Consider the following 18,057-nt stretch of genomic DNA (forward strand, 5'->3'; position numbering starts at 1 on the left):
GCCGCCGGGTCGACGGACGGGGGCACGGGTGATCACAGGTTCGGGTAGAGCGGGTGCTTGTCGGCCAGGGCCTTCACCCGCGCGGCGAGCGCCGCCTGGTCGAACGACGGCTGGAGCGCCAGCGCGATGACGTCGGCGACCTCACGGAAGTCGTCCGCGCCGAAGCCGCGGGTCGCCAGGGCCGGGGTGCCGATCCGCAGCCCGGACGTCACCATCGGCGGACGCGGGTCGTTCGGGACGGCGTTCCGGTTCACGGTGATGCCGATGTCGTGCAGCCGGTCCTCGGCGTCCCGGCCGGTCAGCTCGGAGTCGACCAGGTCGACCAGGACCAGGTGGACGTCCGTTCCGCCGGTCAGCACCTTCACGCCGGCCTTCGCCGCGTCCTCGGCGAGCAGGCGCTCGGCCAGGATGCGGGAGCCCTCCAGCGTGCGGCGCTGCCGGTCGGCGAACTCCTCGGACGCCGCGACCTTCAGCGCGACCGCCTTGGCGGCGATCACGTGCTCCAGCGGACCGCCCTGCATGCCGGGGAAGACGGCGGAGTTGATCTTCTTGCCGAACTCCTCCCTCGCCATGATCAGGCCGCCGCGCGGACCGCCGAGGGTCTTGTGGGTGGTCGTCGTGACGATGTCGGCGAACGGGACGGGCGACGGGTGCAGCCCGGCGGCGACCAGGCCCGCGAAGTGGGCCATGTCGACCATGAGCAGCGCGTCGACGGAGTCGGCGATCTCGCGGAACCGGGCGAAGTCCAGTTGCCGCGGGTAGGCCGACCAGCCCGCCACGATCATCTTCGGCCGGTGCTCCTCGGCGAGGCGCGCGACCTCGTCCATGTCCACCCGGCCGTCGTCCTCGCGGACGTGGTAGGGCACCACGTTGAGGACCTTGCCCGAGTAGTTGAGCCGCATGCCGTGGGTCAGGTGGCCGCCGTGCGCCAGGTCCAGGCCGAGGATGGTGTCGCCGTGGTTCAGCAGCGCGAAGTACACGGCCGTGTTGGCCTGCGCGCCCGAGTGCGGCTGGACGTTGGCGAACTCGGCCCCGAACAGGGCCTTGGCCCGGTCGATGGCCAGCTGCTCGGTGACGTCCACGAACTCGCAGCCGCCGTAGTAGCGGCGGCCCGGGTAGCCCTCGGCGTACTTGTTGGTGAGGACCGTCCCCTGGGCCTCCAGCACCGCGACCGGCGTGAAGTTCTCCGAGGCGATCATCTCGAGGGTCGACTGCTGGCGGTGCAGCTCGTCGGCGACCGCGGCGGCGACCTCCGGGTCCACCTCCGCCAGCGGCGCGTCGTGCGACGAATTCGACGCGGGGGCCGTCATCGTCAGGACTCCTCGGTCAGCTTGTCGTAGGCGGCGGCGTCCAGCAGGTCGCCCGGCTCGTCGGTGATGCGGACCTTGAAGATCCAGCCCTCGCCGTACGGGTCGTCGTTGATCACCTTCGGCTCGTCGATCACGGCCGCGTTGATCGCGGTGATCTCGCCGCTGACCGGGGAGTACAGGTCGCTGACCGACTTGGTGGACTCCACCTCGCCGCAGGCCTCGCCCGCCTCGACGGTGTCGCCCTCGCCCGGCTGGAGCTCGAGGAAGACGATCTCGCCGAGCGCGTCGGCGGCGTGCTGGGTGATGCCGACGGTGACGATGCGGTCCTCGTTGTCGAGGCCCGCGACCCACTCGTGCTCTTCGCTGTAGCGGAGCTGCTCCGGAACGCTCACGGTTGTTCTCTCTCCAGGGTTTCAGGAACGCTTGTAGAAAGGCAGGGCGACGACGTCGACCGGCTCGTGCCGGCCGCGCACGTCCACGGCCAGCTCGGAGGTGTCCTCGGGGACCGAGGCGTCCAGGTAGGCCATGGCGATCGGCTTGCCCAGTGTGGGCGACGGAGCGCCGCTGGTCACCACCCCGCACGGCGTGCCGTCCGGGCCGACGACCGCGTACCCCTTGCGGGGCGCCCTCCGTCCGCGGGCCACCAGTCCCACGAGCCTACGGCCTGCGGCGGCCTCCGCACGCGCGGCCAGGGCGTCCCGCCCGACGAAGTCCCCGCTCTTCTCGAACTTGACCACCCGGCCGAGCCCCGCCTCGAAGGGGGTCGTCTCGGCGGTCAGCTCGTTGCCGTAGAGCGGCATCCCGGCCTCCAGGCGCAGGGTGTCGCGCGCCGACAGCCCGGACGGCACGACCCCCTCGACCCCGGCCAGGACGTTCCACAGCTTCACGGCGTCGGCGGCGGCGACGAAGAGCTCGAAGCCGTCCTCGCCGGTGTAGCCGGTGCGCGCGATCAGCGCGTCGACCCCCGCCACCGTCCCGGACAGGATGGCGTAGTACTTCAGCTCGGGCAGCGGCGCCTCGGTGAAGCGGAGCAGGATGTCCTGCGCGTCCGGGCCCTGGAGGGCGATCAGCGCGTAGGCGTCGGACCGGTCGTCGACCTCGGTCTCGAAGTCCTTCGCGCGCTCGACCAGGGCGTCCCGGACGACCGCGACGTTGGAGGCGTTCGCGACGACCAGGTAGGTCTCGGCGGCCAGGCGGTAGACGATCAGGTCGTCCAGGACGCCGCCGTCCGGGGCGCAGATCATGGTGTAGCGGGCCTTGCCGACGGCCATCGGCGTGATGTTGCCGACCAGCGCGTGGTCCAGCGCGGCGGCGGCCTGCGGCCCGGTGAGGAAGATCTCGCCCATGTGGGAGAGGTCGAACAGCCCGGCGCCGGTGCGGACGGCCTTGTGCTCGGCGGTCTCGCTCGCGTAGCGGAGCGGCATGAGGTGGCCCGCGAAGTCCACGAGGTTGGCGCCCAGAGCGGCATGGACGTCGTAGAGCGGCGTCTTCTTGGGAGTCGGATCGGCGGACATGGGTCTGGCTCCTTGGTCGCGGTGGCGCGCGTGGACGTCCCGTCAATGGTCCCATCGCGCCCCGGGCGGCTCGGTGCCTCCCCCTCTGTCATCGGCGCCTGAGAGCTTCACCCCACCGGAGAGAGGGGGGCTTTCACCTTCGGCGGAGGGCGCGGGACGCCCTCGCTTTCCAGAGGTGCCTGGTCCGCGCGGTCCGTGGGGCCTGAGAGGTTCCGGGGAGGAGTTGCTCCTTCGGCGGCCCCCGCTGGCGGCGGGAGCACTCTCCCGCGCGGGTTCAACGGCTGCCCGCAATGTACCAGCGCGCTCGGCCCCCTACCAGCCAGCTTGTCGTCCTTTGCGGCGGTTTTCGGCGTTCCGATTGACGGCGTCCGATCACGACGGTTGCATGATCGGGCGTTCAGGGACTTTTCAGCCGACGAGAGGATCTCGTGATGGCATTCACCAGGAACCGCGTGTGGCTGGCGTCCGGAGCGGGGGCCGCCGTGCTCGCCGCGTCCGTGACGGCGGCCGCCTGGGACGGCGCGTCCGGCGGGCACGAGGCGGGGGCGGTGTCGGCGACGTCGGCGGCCGGGTTCAGGCATCCCGGCGTGCTGGTCGGCAGGCAGCAGCTCGACACGATGCGCGCCCGCGTGAAGGCGGGCAAGCAGCCGTGGAAGAAGGCCTATGACGCGATGGTCGCGAGCAGGTACGCCGACCTCAAGCGGTCGCCGAAGCCCCGGGCGAACGTCGAGTGCGGCTCCTCGTCCAACCCGAACCACGGCTGCACGGACGAGCGCGACGACGCGATGGCCGCCTACACCGACGCCCTGGCCTACACGGTCAACCGTGACCAGCGGTACGCGGCCAAGGCCGTCCAGCTGATGGACGCGTGGGCGAAGGTCCTCAAGGAGCACACCAACTCCAACGCGCCGCTCCAGTCGGCCTGGGCCGCCAACGACTGGGCCCGCGCCGCCGAGATCATCCGGTACTCCCCGTACGGCGCGAAGTGGACGGGCCGGAAGCGGTTCGCGTCCTTCCTGCGGACGGTCTACCTGCCCGTGGTCAACAAGGACCGGCCGACCACGAACGGCAACTGGGAACTGATCATGACGGACGCGACGCTCTCCATCGCCGTCCACACCGACGACCGGGCCGCCTACGACACGGCCGTCGCGCGCTGGCGCAGGCGCCTGCCCGAGTACGTCTACCTCAAGAAGGACGGCGCGCTCCCGAAGACCCCGGCCGGGATCAGCGGCAAGGCCGCGACGATCAAGTACTGGCAGGGGCAGGGCACCTTCGTGGACGGCCTCGCCCAGGAGACCTGCCGCGACTTCGGCCACACGGGCTGGGCCCTGGACGCCGCCGTCCACGTCGCCGAGACCGCCCGCCTCCAGGGGCTGGACCTCTACAAGGAGGCCCAGCCCCGCCTGACCAAGGCGATGGAGTTCCACGCCCGGTACGACCTGGGGGAGAAGGCCCCGTCCTGGCTCTGCAAGGGCACTCTGAAGACCGGCCTCGGCCCGGTCCTGGAGGTCGGCTACAACGCCTACCACCACCGCCTCGGCGTCTCACTGCCCAAGACGGGCGCTCTGGTGACCGCCAAGCGCCCGGCCGGGCCGTCCTACTTCCTCGGCTGGGAGACCCTCACCCACGCCGACGCTCCCTAGCTAGAGCGGGGTGACGTAGGCGCCGGAGATGCCGCCGTCCACGAGGAACTCGGACGCGGTGATGAAGGACGCGTCGTCCGAGCCCAGGAACGCGACGGCCGCCGCGATCTCCTCGGGCTCGGCGAAGCGTCCGGCCGGGATGTGGACGAGCCGCCGGGCCGCCTTCTCCGGGTCCTTGGCGAACAGCTCCTGGAGCAGAGGGGTCGAGACGGGCCCCGGGCAGAGGGCGTTGACGCGGATGCCCTCGCGGGCGAACTGGACGCCGAGCTCCCGCGACATCGCCAGCACGCCGCCCTTGGATGCCGTGTAGGAGATCTGCGAGGTCGCCGCGCCCATCACCGCGACGAAGGACGCGGTGTTGATGATCGAGCCCCCGCCCCGTTCCCGCATGTACGGGATGACGTGCTTGCAGCACAGGTAGACGCTGGTCAGGTTGACGTCCTGGACGCGCCTCCAGGCGTCCAGGCCGGTCTCCAGGATCGAGTCGTCGTCGGGCGGCGAGATGCCCGCGTTGTTGAACGCGACGTCGATCCGCCCGTAGGCGTCGTGGACGGCCCTGAACAGGGCCTTCACGTCGTCCTCGGACGTGACGTCGGTGCGGACGAACAGGCCGCCGACCTCCTCGGCCGCCTTCCGGCCGCCCGATTCGTCCAGGTCGGCGATGACGACCCTCGCGCCCTCGGCGGCCAGGCGGCGGGAGGTCGCCAGGCCGATGCCGCTGGCTCCGCCGGTGACGACGGCGACGCGGTCCTCGAATCGCTGCACGCTATTCCTCCGTCGAGATGAAGACGTTCTTGGTGTCGGTGAAGGCGGCCAGGGCGTCCGGGCCCAGTTCGCGGCCGAGGCCGGACTGCTTGAAGCCGCCGAACGGGGTCCAGTAGCGGACGGACGAGTGGGAGTTGACCGACAGGTTCCCGGCCTCGACCGCCCGCGACATGCGGAAGGCACGGCCGACGTCGCGCGTCCAGATCGAGCCGGACAGGCCGTAGGGCGTGTCGTTGGCGATCCGGACGGCGTCGGCCTCGTCCTCGAAGGGGACGACGACCGCGACCGGCCCGAAGACCTCCTCGCGCCAGGCGGGCAGGTCGGTCACGCCGTCCCCGGCGAGGACGGCCGGGGCGAACCAGAACCCCTTCCCCGAGGGAGCCGAACCCCGGACGGCAACGGGGGCGCCGTCCGGGACGTACGAGGCGACGCGCGCCTTGTGCGCGGCGCTGATCAGGGGCCCGACCTGCGTCTTCTCGTCGCACGGGTCGCCCACGACGACGGCCTGGACGGCCGGTTCCAGCAGTTCCATGAACCGGTCGTAGGCCGTCCGCTGGACGAGGATGCGGGAGCGGGCGCAGCAGTCCTGCCCGGCGTTGTCGAAGACCGCGCCGGGGGCGGTGGCGGCGGCCTTCTCCAGGTCGGCGTCCGCGAAGACGATGTTCGCGCTCTTGCCGCCGAGTTCGAGGGTGAGCCGCTTGACGCTCGCCGCGCACGCGGCCATCAGCTCCCGCCCGACGCGGGTCGAGCCGGTGAACGCGATCTTCGCGACGTCCGGGTGGTCGGCGAGCCGCCGTCCGGCGACTGGGCCCTCACCGGGCAGGACGGTCACCACGTCCTCGGGCAGCCCGGCCTCCAGCGCCAGCTCCCCGACGCGGATCGCCGTCAGGGGCGTCGTCTCGGCGGGCTTGACGATCACGGTGTTACCGGCCGCGAGCGCCGGGGCGAGGCCCCAGCCGAGGATCGGCATCGGGAAGTTCCACGGGACGATCAGCCCGACCACGCCCAGCGGCTCGTGGAAGGTGACGTCCAGCCCGCCCGGCACCGGGATCTGGTGCCCGGTCAGCCGCTCAGGCGCGGCCGAGTAATAAAGCAGCACGTCACGGAGGTTTCCGGCCTCCCAGCGGGCCTGCGTGATCGGGTGCCCGGCCTCGGCCACCTCCAGCTCGGCGAGCTCCTCGACGTGCTCGTCCACCACCTCGGCGAACCGCCGCAGCAGCCGCGCGCGGTCGCCGGGGGAGACCGCCCGCCAGCGCGCGTGAGCGCGACGGGCCCGGTCGACGGCCCGGTCGGTGTCGGAGACCGAGGCCATCGCCACGGACGCGACGATCTCCTCGGTCGCGGGGTTGATCAGCTCCAACGCGTTCCCTTCCGGATCAGAGTCGTTCGAAGCCGCGGAACAGTTCCCAGTCGGTGACGGCCCGGTCGTAGGCGTCCAGTTCCACGCGGGCGTTGTTGGCGTAGTGCTCGACGACCTCCTTGCCGAACGCCTCGGCGGCCAGGTCGGACGCCGTCCAGTCGGCGGCGGCGTCGCGCAGCGAGCGGGCGACCGTGGGAGCGTCGGACGCGTACGCGTTGCCCTGGTACGGCTCTTCCAGGGGGAGTTCGTTGTCGATGCCGTGCAGCCCGGCCGCGATCATCCCGGCGACGGCCAGGTACGGGTTCACGTCCCCGCCGGGCGTCCGGTTCTCGATCCGCAGGGACGGCCCGTGCCCCACGAGCCGCAGCGCGCACGTCCGATTGTCCAGGCCCCACTTGATCGCGGTCGGCGCGAACGAGCCGGGCTGGTACCGCTTGTAGGAGTTGATCGTCGGCGCGTAGAGCAGTGTGAAGTCGCGCATGAGCGCCTGCTGCCCGGCGATGAACGCCCGTCCGATATCGGACAGGCCGTGCGGGCCGTCCGAAGAGGCGAGGACGGGCCGTCCGTCGGCGTCCCGTAGAGAAAGGTGGATGTGGCAGGAGTTCCCTTCGCGCTCGTTGGGCTTGGCCATGAACGTGATGGACATGCCCTCCTGCGCGGCTATCTCCTTAGCCCCCGTCTTGTACAACGAGTGGTTGTCACACGTTGACAAGGCGTCGCTGTATCGGAACGCGATCTCGTGCTGTCCGAGGTTGCACTCGCCCTTGGCGGACTCGACGTACATGCCCGCGCCCTCCATGCCGAGCCGGATCCGCCGCAGCAGCGGCTCGACCCGGGCCCCGCCGAGCAGCGAGTAGTCCACGTTGTACTGGTTCGCCGGGGTGAGGTCGCGGTAGGCGCGGTTCCAGGCGTCCTCGTAGGTGTCGGCGTAGACGATGAACTCCAGCTCGGTGCCCGCGAACGCCGTCCAGCCGCGCTCGGCGAGCCGGTCGGCCTGGCGGCGCAGGATCTGGCGCGGGGACGCCGCGACGTCCGAGCCGTCCTCCCAGCCGAGGTCGGCGTGGACGAGCGCAGCGCCCTCCTGCCAGGGCAGCCGCCGCAGCGTCGCGAGGTCGGGCCGCATCACGAAGTCCCCGTACCCGCGTTCCCAGGACGCCATGGCGTAGCCGTCCACGGTGTTCATGTCGACGTCCACGGCGAGCAGGTAGTTGCAGCCCTCCGAGCCGTGCCCGGCGACCTCGTCCAGGAAGAACCGCGCCGACAGCCGCTTGCCCTGGAGCCGTCCCTGCATGTCCGTGATCGCGATGATCACGGTGTCGACGCGTCCGGCGGCGACCTCGTCCCGAAGTTCGTCGAGGTTCATCCGATGCCTTTCAGGTCGTCCTCGATGGCGGCCAGTTCCTCGGCGCTGCCCTGCACCTTCGGGCCCTTGAACCAGCGTCGCGCCGACAGCACCCACCACAGCGAGGCCCCGCCGAGGACGGCGGCCAGCGCGATCGGCGCGTAGTTGAAGCTGTCGGTGGTGATCGGGTTGGCGGGCGGCAGCATGAACAGGACGGAGATGACCGCCACCCAGACCACCGCGACCGTCCCGATCGGACGGCTCCAGCGGCCGAGGTGCCAGGGGCCGCGCTCGAACGCGTCGCCCTGCCGCAGCCGCAGGAACGTCGGGATCACGTAGGCGATGTAGAGGCCGACCACCGCGACGGACGTGACGGCGAGGTAGGCGGTGTAGTTCCACAGCGCGGGCAGGGCCAGCACGAACGCGCAGGTCGCCGCGAGCCAGATCGCATTGGTGGGTGTCCGGGTGCGCGGGTTGATGTGGTGCCAGGCGCGGGAGAGGGGGAGCGCGCCGTCCCGGGAGAACGCGTAGATCATCCGGGAGTTCGCGGTGACCGAGGCCATCCCGCAGAAGAACTGCGCGCCGAACGAGATGAGGATGAGGACGTCGCCGAGGGACCGCCCGGTCGCGGACGTGAAGATCTGCGCGGGCCCCTCGGCGGCGGCCTTGTCGTAGTCGCCGATCGCGAAGGTCATGCCGAGCAGCAGCAGCCAGCCCGCGACGATCGAGATCAGCACCGAGTTCACGATGCCGCGCGGCCCGGAGCGCGCCGCGTCGTGCGTCTCCTCGGTCATGTGCGCGGACGCGTCGTACCCCGTGAGCGTGTACTGCGACAGCAGCAGCCCGATCAGCGCCGCGTACACGCCGTACTGCCAGCCGGTCTGGTTCACGAACTTCGTGAACACGAACGTGGCGCTCTGGTGGTGGGACGGCTTGAACGCGAGCACCCCGATGACGACCGCGACGCCGAGGACGTGCCACCACACGCTGACGCTGTTCAGCAGCGCCACCAGCCGTACGCCGAACTGGTTCAGCAGTGCGTGGACCACCAGCAGGACGCCGAACAGCAGGAAGGTGTGGCCGGGCGAGACCGTGTAGCCGAACCGGTCGTCCAGCAGGGGGTTGAGGAAGGCGGCCGAGCCGTAGACGATCCCGGCGGTGACCGCGACCTGGCCGGTGAAGTTGAACCAGCCGGTGAACCAGGACCAGGCCGCGCCGTTGCGCGGGGCGAGCTTCGCGGCCCAGTAGTACAGGCCGCCCGCGGTCGGGTAGCTGGAGCAGACCTCGGCCATGGCGAGCGCGACCAGCAGGGTCATCGCGCCGACGCCGAGCCAGCCCCACGTGATCACGGCGGGGCCGCCGCCCTTGAGGCCGATCGTGTAGGAGGTCAGGCAGCCGGTGAGCACCGAGATGATCGTGAACGAGACCGCGAAGTTGGCGAAGCCGGACATGGACCGCCGCAGCTCCTGGGCGTAGCCCAGCTCGTGCAGGCGTCGTTCGTCGTCGGAACGGGTGGGGGCGTGTTCGTCGAGGCTCACGGCGCCTCCTCGCAGGGGGGTCTGACGCCCGTTAAACGGGCTAACGTCAGACCATTAAGGTTTCTGGGAGGCGTCCCGTCAAGGGGTCGGAGGACGGAAACCCACCTGTAACGTGGATCCCTGTGGAGGAGATCGTGGCCGAGCGCAGCCCGCTCAGCGAGGCGGTGTTCCGGCCGGTCCGGGCGGGCAACGCGTTCGAGGAGACCGTCGAGCGCCTGCTCCAGGCGATCAAGCTGGGCGTGGTCGACCGGGGCGACCGGCTGCCGCCCGAGCGCGAGCTGGCCCCGCTCCTCGGCGTCAGCCGGGTGACGCTGCGCGAGGCGATCCGCGTCCTGGCCCAGGAGGGGTACGTCGAGTCCCGGCGCGGACGGTCCGGAGGCACGTTCGTCACCTACCGGCGGCCCCGTCCGAAGAGCGCCGACCTGCGCCGCGCGCTGATCGCGATGGGCGACGACCTGCACGACACGCTGACCTTCCGGCTGGCCGTGGAGACCGGCGCGGCGCAGCTGGCGGCGTCCACCGACCTCACCGGCGGGCAGCGCGACCTGCTCCGCGCCCGGCTCGCGGGCCTCAACGCCGCCGGGCCGGACGACTACCGCCGCCTCGACACCCTTTTCCACCTGACCATCGCCGAGCTGACCGGCTCGCCCACCCTCGTGGCCACCTGCGCCGACGCCCGGATGCGGATCACCGACCTGCTGAACGCGATCCCCGTCCTGGACGCCAACATCGAGCACGCCGCGGCCCAGCACGAGGCGATCGCCGGGGCCGTCCTGTCCGGCGACCCGGACGCCGCCCGCCAGGCCGTCGCCGAGCACCTGGACGGCACCGCCGCCCTCCTACGCGCCTTCCTCGCCTGACCCACCTCCGGAGATCATGTCGCCGTGCAGGTCGCGGATGTCCCTACCCGGCGGGGTATGGCGTTGTACGCGGTCCGCCACGGTCTTCTGACGTACCCTGGGTGGGTTGCTGGAGATCACCGGGAGGACGGGGAAGCGTGTTCTGGTTGGCGGGGGTGCTGATCCTCTTCTTCGGCCTGCTGGCGTCGATCGCCCTGCACGAGCTCGGCCACATGAGTTTCGCCAAGCTGTTCGGCGTGCGCGTGCCGCAGTTCATGGTGGGTTTCGGCCCGACGATGTGGTCGTTCCGGAAGGGCGAGACCGAGTACGGCGTCAAATGGATCCCGCTCGGCGGCTACATCCGCATGATCGGGATGCTGCCGCCGCGCAAGGGCGACGCGCCCGGCCAGGTGCGGCAGGTGTCCACCGGGCCCTGGCAGGGGCTGATCGAGAACGCCCGCGGCGCGGCCCTGGAGGAGATCCGGGACGGCGACGAGGACCGGGTCTTCTACTCCAAGAAGTGGTGGCAGAAGCTGCTGATCATGTTCGGCGGCCCGGCCATGAACCTGGTGCTGGCGGTGCTGTTCTTCGCGATCCTGCTGATGGGGATCGGGCAGCAGACCCCGCAGCCGGTGATCGAGTCGGTGTCCAAGTGCGTGGTCAGCGCGGGCCAGACGGTCACCGAGTGCCCGGCGAACGCGCCGCTGACCCCGGCCGCGCAGGCCGGGCTGAAGGCCGGTGACCGGATCACCGGCTTCGACGGCCACAAGATCACGTCGTACTCGCAGCTCCAGGGCCTGATCCGCGACTCGGCCGGGAAGACCGTGGCGATCGACATCCGCCGCGACGGCCAGGTCGTCCGGACCAGCACGCCGATCATCCGCAACAAGATGGCCGACCTGAAGGACGTCGACAAGACCGTCGAGGTCGGCTTCCTCGGGATCACGCCCACCGAGGCGTTCGTCCGGACGGGCCCCGGCGCGGTCGCGAGCACCATGGGCGACATGACCGGGCGCACCGTCCAGGCCCTGGTGAACATGCCGCAGAAGATGGTCGGCATCTGGAAGGCCGCGTTCAGCGACGAGAAGCGCGACCCGAACGGCCCGGTCGGCGTCGTCGGCGTGAGCCGGATGGGCGGCGAGGTCGCCGCGTCCAAGAACCTGACCACGATCCAGAAGGTCAGCGTGTTCGTCGGGCTGCTCGGCTCGCTGAACCTCGCGGTCGGCCTGTTCAACCTGATCCCGCTGCTGCCGCTGGACGGCGGCCACATGGCGGGCGCGCTGCTGGAGGCGCTGAAGAAGGGCTTCGCGCGGATCACCCGCCGCCCCGACCCCGGCTACGTGGACGTCGCGAAGGCGCTGCCCGTGACCTACGTGATGGCCGCCGTCCTGGTGGTCATGGGCGGCCTGCTGATCTACGCCGACCTGGTCAACCCGATCAGGCTCAACGGCTGACCCTCAACGGCTGACCACGGAGACGTCACGGCCGCGCGACCCGGGAGGGCGCGCGGCCGTTCCGTTCAGGGGGGTCAGGCCTCGGTGGGCATCTCGCCGGTCTTCGGGAAGCTCCGCAGCGCCGCGAGGTGGGGCTCGATGTCCAGGCCCTGCGAGGCGAGCCACTCGTCCGAGCAGTAGGTGTGCCGGTACCGCTCGGCGCCGTCGCAGATCAGCGTGACGACGCTGCCGCGCTGCCCGGTGCGGAGCATCTCGGCGACCAGTTCGCACACGCCCCACATGTTCGTGCCGGTGGAACCCCCGGCGCTCCGGCCGGTCACCTCGTTCGTCCAGCGCATCGCCGCGACCGACGCCGCGTCCGGAACCTGGATCATCCGGTCGATCACGGTCGGCAGGAAGGACGGCTCGACCCGCGGACGGCCGATGCCCTCGATCCGCGAGCCGGGCGCGGTGCGGGTCATGTCGCCGTCCTGGAAGGCGCCGTAGAACGCCGAGCCCTCCGGGTCCACGACCGCGACGCGGGTCTGGAACCGCCGGTACCGGACGTACCGCCCGATCGTCGCGGACGTGCCGCCCGTTCCGGCGCCGACCACGATCCACGCGGGCTCGGGGAACCGCTCCAGCTCCAGCTGCTCGAAGATCGACGCGGCGATGTTGTTGTTCGCCCGCCAGTCGGTGGCCCGCTCGGCGTAGGTGAACTGGTCCATGAAGTGGCCGTCGCACTCGGCGGCCAGCCGCCGCGACTCGGCGTAGATCGTGGTCGGGTCGTCCACCAGGTGTGGACGGCCGCCGTGGAACTCGATCAGCTCGATCTTCTCCGGGCTGGTGGACGCGGGCATCACCGCGATGAACGGCAGCCCGAGCAGCCGCGCGAAGTAGGCCTCCGACACCGCGGTGGACCCGGACGACGCCTCGATGATCGTCGTCCCCTCCCGGATCCAGCCGTTGGCCAGCCCGTACAGGAACAGCGACCGGGCGAGCCGGTGCTTCAGCGACCCGGTCGGGTGGACGGACTCGTCCTTCAGGTAGAGGTCGATGCCCCACTCGGGGGGCAGCGGGAAAACGTGCAGGTGCGTGTCCGCACTGCGGTTGGCGTCGGCCTCGACCTTCCTGATCGCCTCGGCGATCCAGGCCCGGCAGACCGGGTCGGCGTGGTCGACGTTGCGGCTCACAGGCCCGCTCCCAGTGCGGCTCACGGTGCTCCCTCGGGTGTGATCTTCGCTGATCATCCTGGACCTTCACGATATCGCCGCAGATCACGGGGCATGATGGTGGATACGGGGGGTGCATGGCCGAGTTCTTCACGCGGCGGATCGTCGACACCGGGCGGCTGCCGCTGTTCTGCTTCTTCGTCGCGTTCATCGTGACGTTCGTGTTCACCCGGGTGAACGTTCGGCTGATCCGCGCGAACGTGCGCTGGTGGTTCCGGAACGTCAAGGCCGGCGACGTCCACATCCACCACGTCGTGTTCGGCGTGGTGCTGATGCTGCTGGGCGGCGTCGCGGGGTTCGCGATCCCCGAGGTGCGGTCCTGGCCGAACGTCCTGGCGGCGGGCGTGTTCGGCATGGGCGCGGCGCTCGTGCTGGACGAGTTCGCGCTGATCCTGCACCTGCAGGACGTCTACTGGACCGAACGGGGCCGCGCGTCGGTGGACGCGGTGTTCGTCGCGATCGCCGTCACCGGGCTGCTGCTGCTCGGCGTCCATCCGCTCGGCCTGACCGGGATCCAGCAGCCCGAGCCGGGCGAGGAGATCACCCGGCCGGTGCTGCTGGTGGTCTACGTGGCGTCGGTGACGGCGAACCTGGGGCTCGCGGTGGTCGCGCTGCTCAAGGGCAAGATCTGGACGGGCCTGATCGGGCTGTTCGTGCCCGCGGTGCTGATCTTCGGGGCGATCCGGGTGGCCAGGCCCGGGTCCCCGTGGTCGCGCTGGCTGTACGCGCCCGGCTCGCGCAAGCACCGGCGGGCCGTCCGGCGCGAGGAGCGGTACCGGCGGCCGATGATCCGCGCCAAGATCTGGATCCAGGAGTTCATCGCCGGACGCCACGACCTCATCCCGCCCGAGTCCCGCCTCCGCAGGTCGTCCTCCACCCGAACCGGCGACCCGAACCGCACGGGCGACCCCGGCCGTACGGGCGATCCCGGCCGCACGGGCGACCCGAGCAGAACCGGCGATCCGAGCCGGACGGGGGATCCGGATCAGACAGGGGAGCCTCGCCGCAGAGGACGTCGCTCCCGCGTCGACTAGCCGGTCAGCCGGTCAGCCGGTCAGCCGGTCAGTCGATCACCGGGGCCAGGGCCCGGACGGTGTCGATGGTGTCGGCGTCCTCGGCCTTCTTGTCGGGCCGGTAGCGCAGGACGCGGGCGAACCGCAGCGCCAGCCCGGCCGGGTAGCGCGGGCTCGTCTGGAGGCCGTCGAAGGCGATCTCGACGACCAACTCGGGTCGGACGCGGACGGTGTAGGAGTCCTCCTCGACGGCGAGATCACGCAGCTTCTCGGTCTGCCAGGCGAGCAGCTCGTCGGTGAGGCCCTTGAAGGTCTTGCCGAGCATCACGAACCCGCCGGTCTCCGGATCGCGCGCGCCGAGGTGCAGGTTCGACAGGAACCCGCGGCGGCGGCCGTGCCCCCACTCGACGGCCAGGACGACCAGGTCGAGGGTGTGCCGGGGCTTGACCTTGATCCAGCCCGCGCCGCGCCGTCCGGCCGCGTAGGGCGTGGCGGGGGACTTCACCACGACGCCCTCGTGCCCGCGCGCGACCGCGTCCGCGAAGACCGCCTCGGCCTCGGCGACATCGGCGGTGACCGTGCGCGGCATGAGCAGCTCCGCCGGGACGGCCCCGGCGAGCGCCGCGTGCCGTTCGGCGTCGGGATGGTCGAGAAGGTCGACCCCGTCGAGCCGCAGGACGTCGAACAGGAACAGCGACAGGGGGACCTGCGGCCCCTCCTTGCGGGTGCGGGTGGCCGTGCGCGCCGCGGTGATCTGGAACGGGTGGGGACGGCCGTCCTCGCGGAGCGCGATCAGCTCGCCGTCGAACACCGCGTCCTGGACGGGCAGCGCGCCCAGCACGCCGGTGACCTCCGGCAGCCGGTCGGTGATCTCGTCGAGGGTGCGGGTGAACACGCGGACCTCGCCGCCCCGGACGTGGATCTGGGCGCGGACGCCGTCGAGCTTCCACTCCACCGCCGCGGGCCCGTCGATCTTGCCGAGCGCCTCGGCGACCGACGGCGCGGACGCGGCGAGCATCGGCCGCACCGGACGCCCGACCTCCAGCGTGAAGCCGCGCAGCGCGGGCACCCCGCCGCCGTCGGCCTCGTCCGCGAGCGCGGCGGCGGCGACCGGACCGAGCGCGCCGCGCAGCATGACGGCCCGCCGGACCTCGGCGAGCGGCACCCCGGCGGCGGTGGCGACGGCGTCGGTCATCACCCCGTCCAGCGCGCCCTGCCGCAGCTCACCGGACAGCAGCCGGACGAGGAACTGCTGCTCGGCGAGCGTGGCGCGGGCGAACACGGCGTGCACCAGCTCGCGCCGCCGGGCCACCGACCCGGCCCCCGAGACCGCGCGGATCTCGCTGAACGCCGCGTGGACCTCGGCCACGGTCAGGGACGGCTCGCGCGCCGCCGCCGGAAGATCGCGCAGGGACGCGTACCCCACGCCGATCTGCCGCTGCGGCAGCTCGCCGGACAGGTAGGCGACCACGACGGCGGCGTCCCTCGGCCCGGCGGCGCGCAGCACGCCCGCCAGGGCGCTGACCTTGGCCTTGCGGCCCGGCTCGGCGGCGACCTCGGTCGAGGCCCGGGCGATCTCCGACAACAGCACGGTCCCATTCTGACCAAGGGGTCGGACAGTCCGGCGGCGTGGCCCTGGCGTGGCCGTGCCCGCCCCGTCTACCGTCGGGGGGACCGGCGGTAATCGGGGGAGTGAGGAGCCGCAGCGTGGGCCGTCCGACGCAGCCCGGCGGGGCCGGTTCGGGGCGTCCCCCGACCACGTCCGACCGCCGGCCGCCTCCCGAGGAGGAACCCTGGCCGCCCGGAGAGGGCGCCTGGCCCCCTGAGCAGAGGGAGGGCCACCCCTCCGACCCCCGGAGCCTGCCGCCCGAGGCGCGGAACGAGCCCCCCGAGGAGCAGACCTGGGCCCCGGAGGAGCGGACCTGGGCGTCCGAGGAGCAGAGCTGGCCTCCCCAGGAGAGCGCCTGGCCGTCCGAGGAGCGCACCTGGCCCTCCCAGGAGCCCGGCAGACTCTCCGAGGAGCGCGGCTGGTCCTTCGGGGAGTTCGACGAGGAGTACGCGGCTCCCGGCCGTTCCGGGGCGCTCGGGGACGTCCCGCCGGGCCATGGCGGGGGCGGGCTGACGCGCGGGGAGGAGCAGTTCCGGCGGGTCTACTCGGCGCCCGAGTCGCCGAAGGCGGAGCGCCGCCCGCGGCTGCTGATGGTGCTGGTGGCGGTCGTGTCGTTCGCTGTGGCGGCGGGGGTCGTCTTCCTGCTCGCGCCGTCCGGAGGGGGCGGCGGCGAGCCGAAAGCCGGGCCGACCGAAACGAGCCCGCGGGCCCCGGCCGGAACCGGCGGGCAGCCGTCCTCGGCTCCGCCGAAGGCGTCCACGCCGCCGAAGAGCCCGTCCAGGACGGCTCAGCCGACCGCTAAGCCGTTCACGGCGCTGGCCCTTCCGGACGCCTGCGGGACGGTCTCCGGGGCCGTCCTGAACCGGGTGGCGCCCGGGGCGAGCAAGCAGGCCAACTCCAACAACACCCTCGCGACCTGCACTTTCACCTCCAAGGCGCCGTTCCGCTGGCTGCTGGTCGAGATGTACCTCTACCCGACCGGAAACCTCCCGGACGCCGTCGGCGACGCCCGGCGGAACTACGACGCCCGCTGGACGCAGGCCCACAGCGCCCCGCTGGCGCGCACGTTCGCTCTCGAACAGGTGTCCGGCCTGGGGGACGAGGCGTTCCGCAGTTTCAAGGAGGACAAGGGCCAGCCGCTCGTTGTGGGAGAAGTCACCGCACGCCGTGGCAACGTGGTGATCAGGGTTGGTTACAGTCGGCAGCTGCCATCCGGGACCAAGCCGGAGTCAGTGCAGCAAAGCGCCCTGACCAATGCGACCGACGCCGCGCGGGAAGTGCTGGATGCACTGCGCTAAACCATTTCTGGCCTGAATCGGCCGGATCATGTCGTGCTCTCAGTCAGAGACTTCTAGGGTGGGGCGGTAAAGGGGAGGGTCACGTCGGCCGGGAGTGCCGTCCGGCGTGGTAGAGCCTGGGGAGGAGGAGGTTGAAGCCCGTGGCCGTGAAGCCGCAAGGCGTGTCCTGGGTGTAGGCCCGGACACCGAACGTCAAGACTCCGCGAGGGGCCGTGGAACGGAACGCCGTTCCACGGCCCGCTTCCGTATTCGCGGTGAATTGGGTGGACGGTCCGCAATGACCCGACCGCGAAGCCTGTTCGGTATCGCTCGCTCATCGGCTAATCTCGCCTGTGACGAACCAGTGACGATGCAACGAGTGACGAAGCGACGACTGACGAAGCAACGACGAGCCTGTGGCCCCGCAGTACGACCGAGCCGCGTGACCAGAAGCGGCAGCGAATGGAGGTGTCGGTGGACCCGGTGACCGTCTGGTGGGCCGAACGCACCGCCGCGACCCCCGCCCTGACCGCCGTCCTCGACCCGACCGAGCGGGCCCGCCGCGAGCGCTACCTGCGCGACGCCGACGCCGACCGGTTCACCCTCGGCGTGGCCCTCACCCGGTTCGCGCTGGGCGGGCTTCTGGGCCTGCCGCCCGAGCGGGTGGAGATCGACCGCTCCTGCGACGACTGCGACAAGCCGCACGGCCGCCCGCGCGTGAAGGGCCGTCCGGACGCGCCTCAGGTGTCGGTCTCCCACTCGGGCGACCGCATCGGGGTCGCCGTCTCGTCCCACGGGCCGCTCGGCCTGGACGTCGAGGAGTCCCGGAAGGTCAGCGACGACATCGCCCGGCACGTCCTCGCCACCGGTGAGACGGCGGCGACGACGGCCGAGCTGCTCGTCTACTGGACGCGCAAGGAGGCCCTCCTCAAGGCCACCGGCGAGGGCCTGCGCGTCCCGATGCCGCACCTGCGCACCTCGCACGCGCACGAGGAGCCCCGCCTGCTCGCCTGGACCGGACGTGACGACCACCCCGGCCGGTTCGTCCTCCACGAACTCGCGCCCGGCCCCGGCTACTCCGCCCACCTGGCCCTGCTCGACCACCCCGGCGGCGTCGAGGTCCGGCAGCGCCCGTCCACCGACCTCCTGCCTTAGCCCGAAGCGACCTGCCGCATCGGG

General features: G+C 71.6%; 15 protein-coding genes and 2 riboswitches. Of the genes, 6 read left to right on the forward strand and 9 right to left on the reverse strand.

Features of this window, described 5'->3' with window-relative positions; all coding sequences use genetic code 11:
• Positions 1-32 precede the first annotated feature (32 nt).
• The 3 genes from P696_RS0134850 to gcvT are packed head-to-tail and all read right to left on the reverse strand — an operon-like array spanning position 33 to position 2,824.
• On the reverse strand, positions 33-1,310 hold the full coding sequence (locus P696_RS0134850; protein ID WP_026415953.1) for a serine hydroxymethyltransferase: 1,278 nt from the start codon (positions 1,308-1,310) through the stop codon (positions 33-35).
• A 2-nt stretch (positions 1,311-1,312) separates the two neighbouring features.
• Positions 1,313-1,702 carry a glycine cleavage system protein GcvH gene (gene gcvH, locus P696_RS0134855; protein WP_026415954.1) on the reverse strand — a complete coding sequence of 130 codons (390 nt, stop codon included), beginning with the start codon at positions 1,700-1,702 and terminating at the stop codon, positions 1,313-1,315.
• 21 nt (positions 1,703-1,723) lie between these two features.
• Positions 1,724-2,824, reverse strand: coding sequence for a glycine cleavage system aminomethyltransferase GcvT (gene gcvT / locus P696_RS0134860; RefSeq protein WP_026415955.1), 1,101 nt, complete (start codon positions 2,822-2,824; stop codon positions 1,724-1,726).
• Between the two features lie 75 nt (positions 2,825-2,899).
• Positions 2,900-3,003, reverse strand: a riboswitch (glycine riboswitch).
• A riboswitch (glycine riboswitch) is annotated at positions 3,004-3,101 on the reverse strand.
• 154 nt (positions 3,102-3,255) lie between these two features.
• Between gcvT and P696_RS0134865 the strand changes: the two genes are divergently transcribed.
• On the forward strand, positions 3,256-4,470 hold the full coding sequence (locus P696_RS0134865) for an alginate lyase family protein (RefSeq protein ID WP_051468516.1): 1,215 nt from the start codon (positions 3,256-3,258) through the stop codon (positions 4,468-4,470).
• Here the strand turns inward: P696_RS0134865 and P696_RS0134870 are convergent, their stop codons facing one another.
• Genes P696_RS0134870 through P696_RS0134885 form a run of 4 tightly spaced genes read right to left on the reverse strand, consistent with a single transcriptional unit; the run spans position 4,471 to position 9,475 of the window.
• A complete protein-coding gene (locus P696_RS0134870) occupies positions 4,471-5,235 on the reverse strand; it encodes a 3-oxoacyl-ACP reductase (RefSeq protein WP_026415957.1) in 765 nt (254 codons plus the stop codon).
• 1 nt (position 5,236) lies between these two features.
• A complete protein-coding gene (locus P696_RS0134875; protein ID WP_026415958.1) occupies positions 5,237-6,595 on the reverse strand; it encodes an aldehyde dehydrogenase family protein in 1,359 nt (452 codons plus the stop codon).
• Between the two features lie 16 nt (positions 6,596-6,611).
• On the reverse strand, positions 6,612-7,958 hold the full coding sequence (locus P696_RS0134880; protein ID WP_026415959.1) for a glutamine synthetase family protein: 1,347 nt from the start codon (positions 7,956-7,958) through the stop codon (positions 6,612-6,614).
• Positions 7,955-9,475: an amino acid permease gene (locus tag P696_RS0134885; protein ID WP_026415960.1), complete on the reverse strand. Its 1,521-nt coding sequence runs from the start codon at positions 9,473-9,475 to the stop codon at positions 7,955-7,957. The genes P696_RS0134880 and P696_RS0134885 overlap by 4 nt, the downstream gene beginning before the upstream one ends.
• Before the next feature lie 122 nt (positions 9,476-9,597).
• Here P696_RS0134885 and P696_RS0134890 point away from each other — a divergent pair, with 122 nt between their 5' ends.
• Positions 9,598-10,335 carry a FadR/GntR family transcriptional regulator gene (locus P696_RS0134890; protein WP_034488354.1) on the forward strand — a complete coding sequence of 246 codons (738 nt, stop codon included), beginning with the start codon at positions 9,598-9,600 and terminating at the stop codon, positions 10,333-10,335.
• Positions 10,336-10,472: 137 nt separating this feature from the next.
• On the forward strand, positions 10,473-11,768 hold the full coding sequence (locus P696_RS0134895) for a M50 family metallopeptidase (RefSeq protein ID WP_026415962.1): 1,296 nt from the start codon (positions 10,473-10,475) through the stop codon (positions 11,766-11,768).
• A gap of 74 nt (positions 11,769-11,842) precedes the next feature.
• On the opposite strand, the gene cds1 is transcribed toward P696_RS0134895, so the two are convergent.
• Positions 11,843-12,940 (reverse strand): L-cysteine desulfhydrase Cds1, encoded by a 1,098-nt coding sequence (gene cds1 / locus P696_RS0134900; protein ID WP_034488356.1) that lies wholly within the window; start codon positions 12,938-12,940, stop codon positions 11,843-11,845.
• Positions 12,941-13,056: 116 nt separating this feature from the next.
• Between cds1 and P696_RS50105 the strand changes: the two genes are divergently transcribed.
• Positions 13,057-14,013, forward strand: coding sequence for a hypothetical protein (locus P696_RS50105; protein ID WP_064744191.1), 957 nt, complete (start codon positions 13,057-13,059; stop codon positions 14,011-14,013).
• A gap of 28 nt (positions 14,014-14,041) precedes the next feature.
• On the opposite strand, the gene P696_RS0134910 is transcribed toward P696_RS50105, so the two are convergent.
• Positions 14,042-15,583: an ATP-dependent DNA ligase gene (locus tag P696_RS0134910; RefSeq protein ID WP_026415964.1), complete on the reverse strand. Its 1,542-nt coding sequence runs from the start codon at positions 15,581-15,583 to the stop codon at positions 14,042-14,044.
• 116 nt (positions 15,584-15,699) lie between these two features.
• Here P696_RS0134910 and P696_RS0134915 point away from each other — a divergent pair, with 116 nt between their 5' ends.
• Together P696_RS0134915 and P696_RS0134925 are read left to right on the forward strand one after the other, a co-directional pair.
• On the forward strand, positions 15,700-16,899 hold the full coding sequence (locus P696_RS0134915) for a hypothetical protein (RefSeq protein WP_026415965.1): 1,200 nt from the start codon (positions 15,700-15,702) through the stop codon (positions 16,897-16,899).
• A 453-nt stretch (positions 16,900-17,352) separates the two neighbouring features.
• Positions 17,353-18,033 (forward strand): 4'-phosphopantetheinyl transferase family protein, encoded by a 681-nt coding sequence (locus tag P696_RS0134925; protein WP_026415966.1) that lies wholly within the window; start codon positions 17,353-17,355, stop codon positions 18,031-18,033.
• Positions 18,034-18,057: the final 24 nt, after the last annotated feature.

Origin of the sequence: Actinomadura oligospora ATCC 43269, assembly GCF_000518265.1 — a bacterium.
Lineage (GTDB): Bacteria > Actinomycetota > Actinomycetes > Streptosporangiales > Streptosporangiaceae > Spirillospora > Spirillospora oligospora.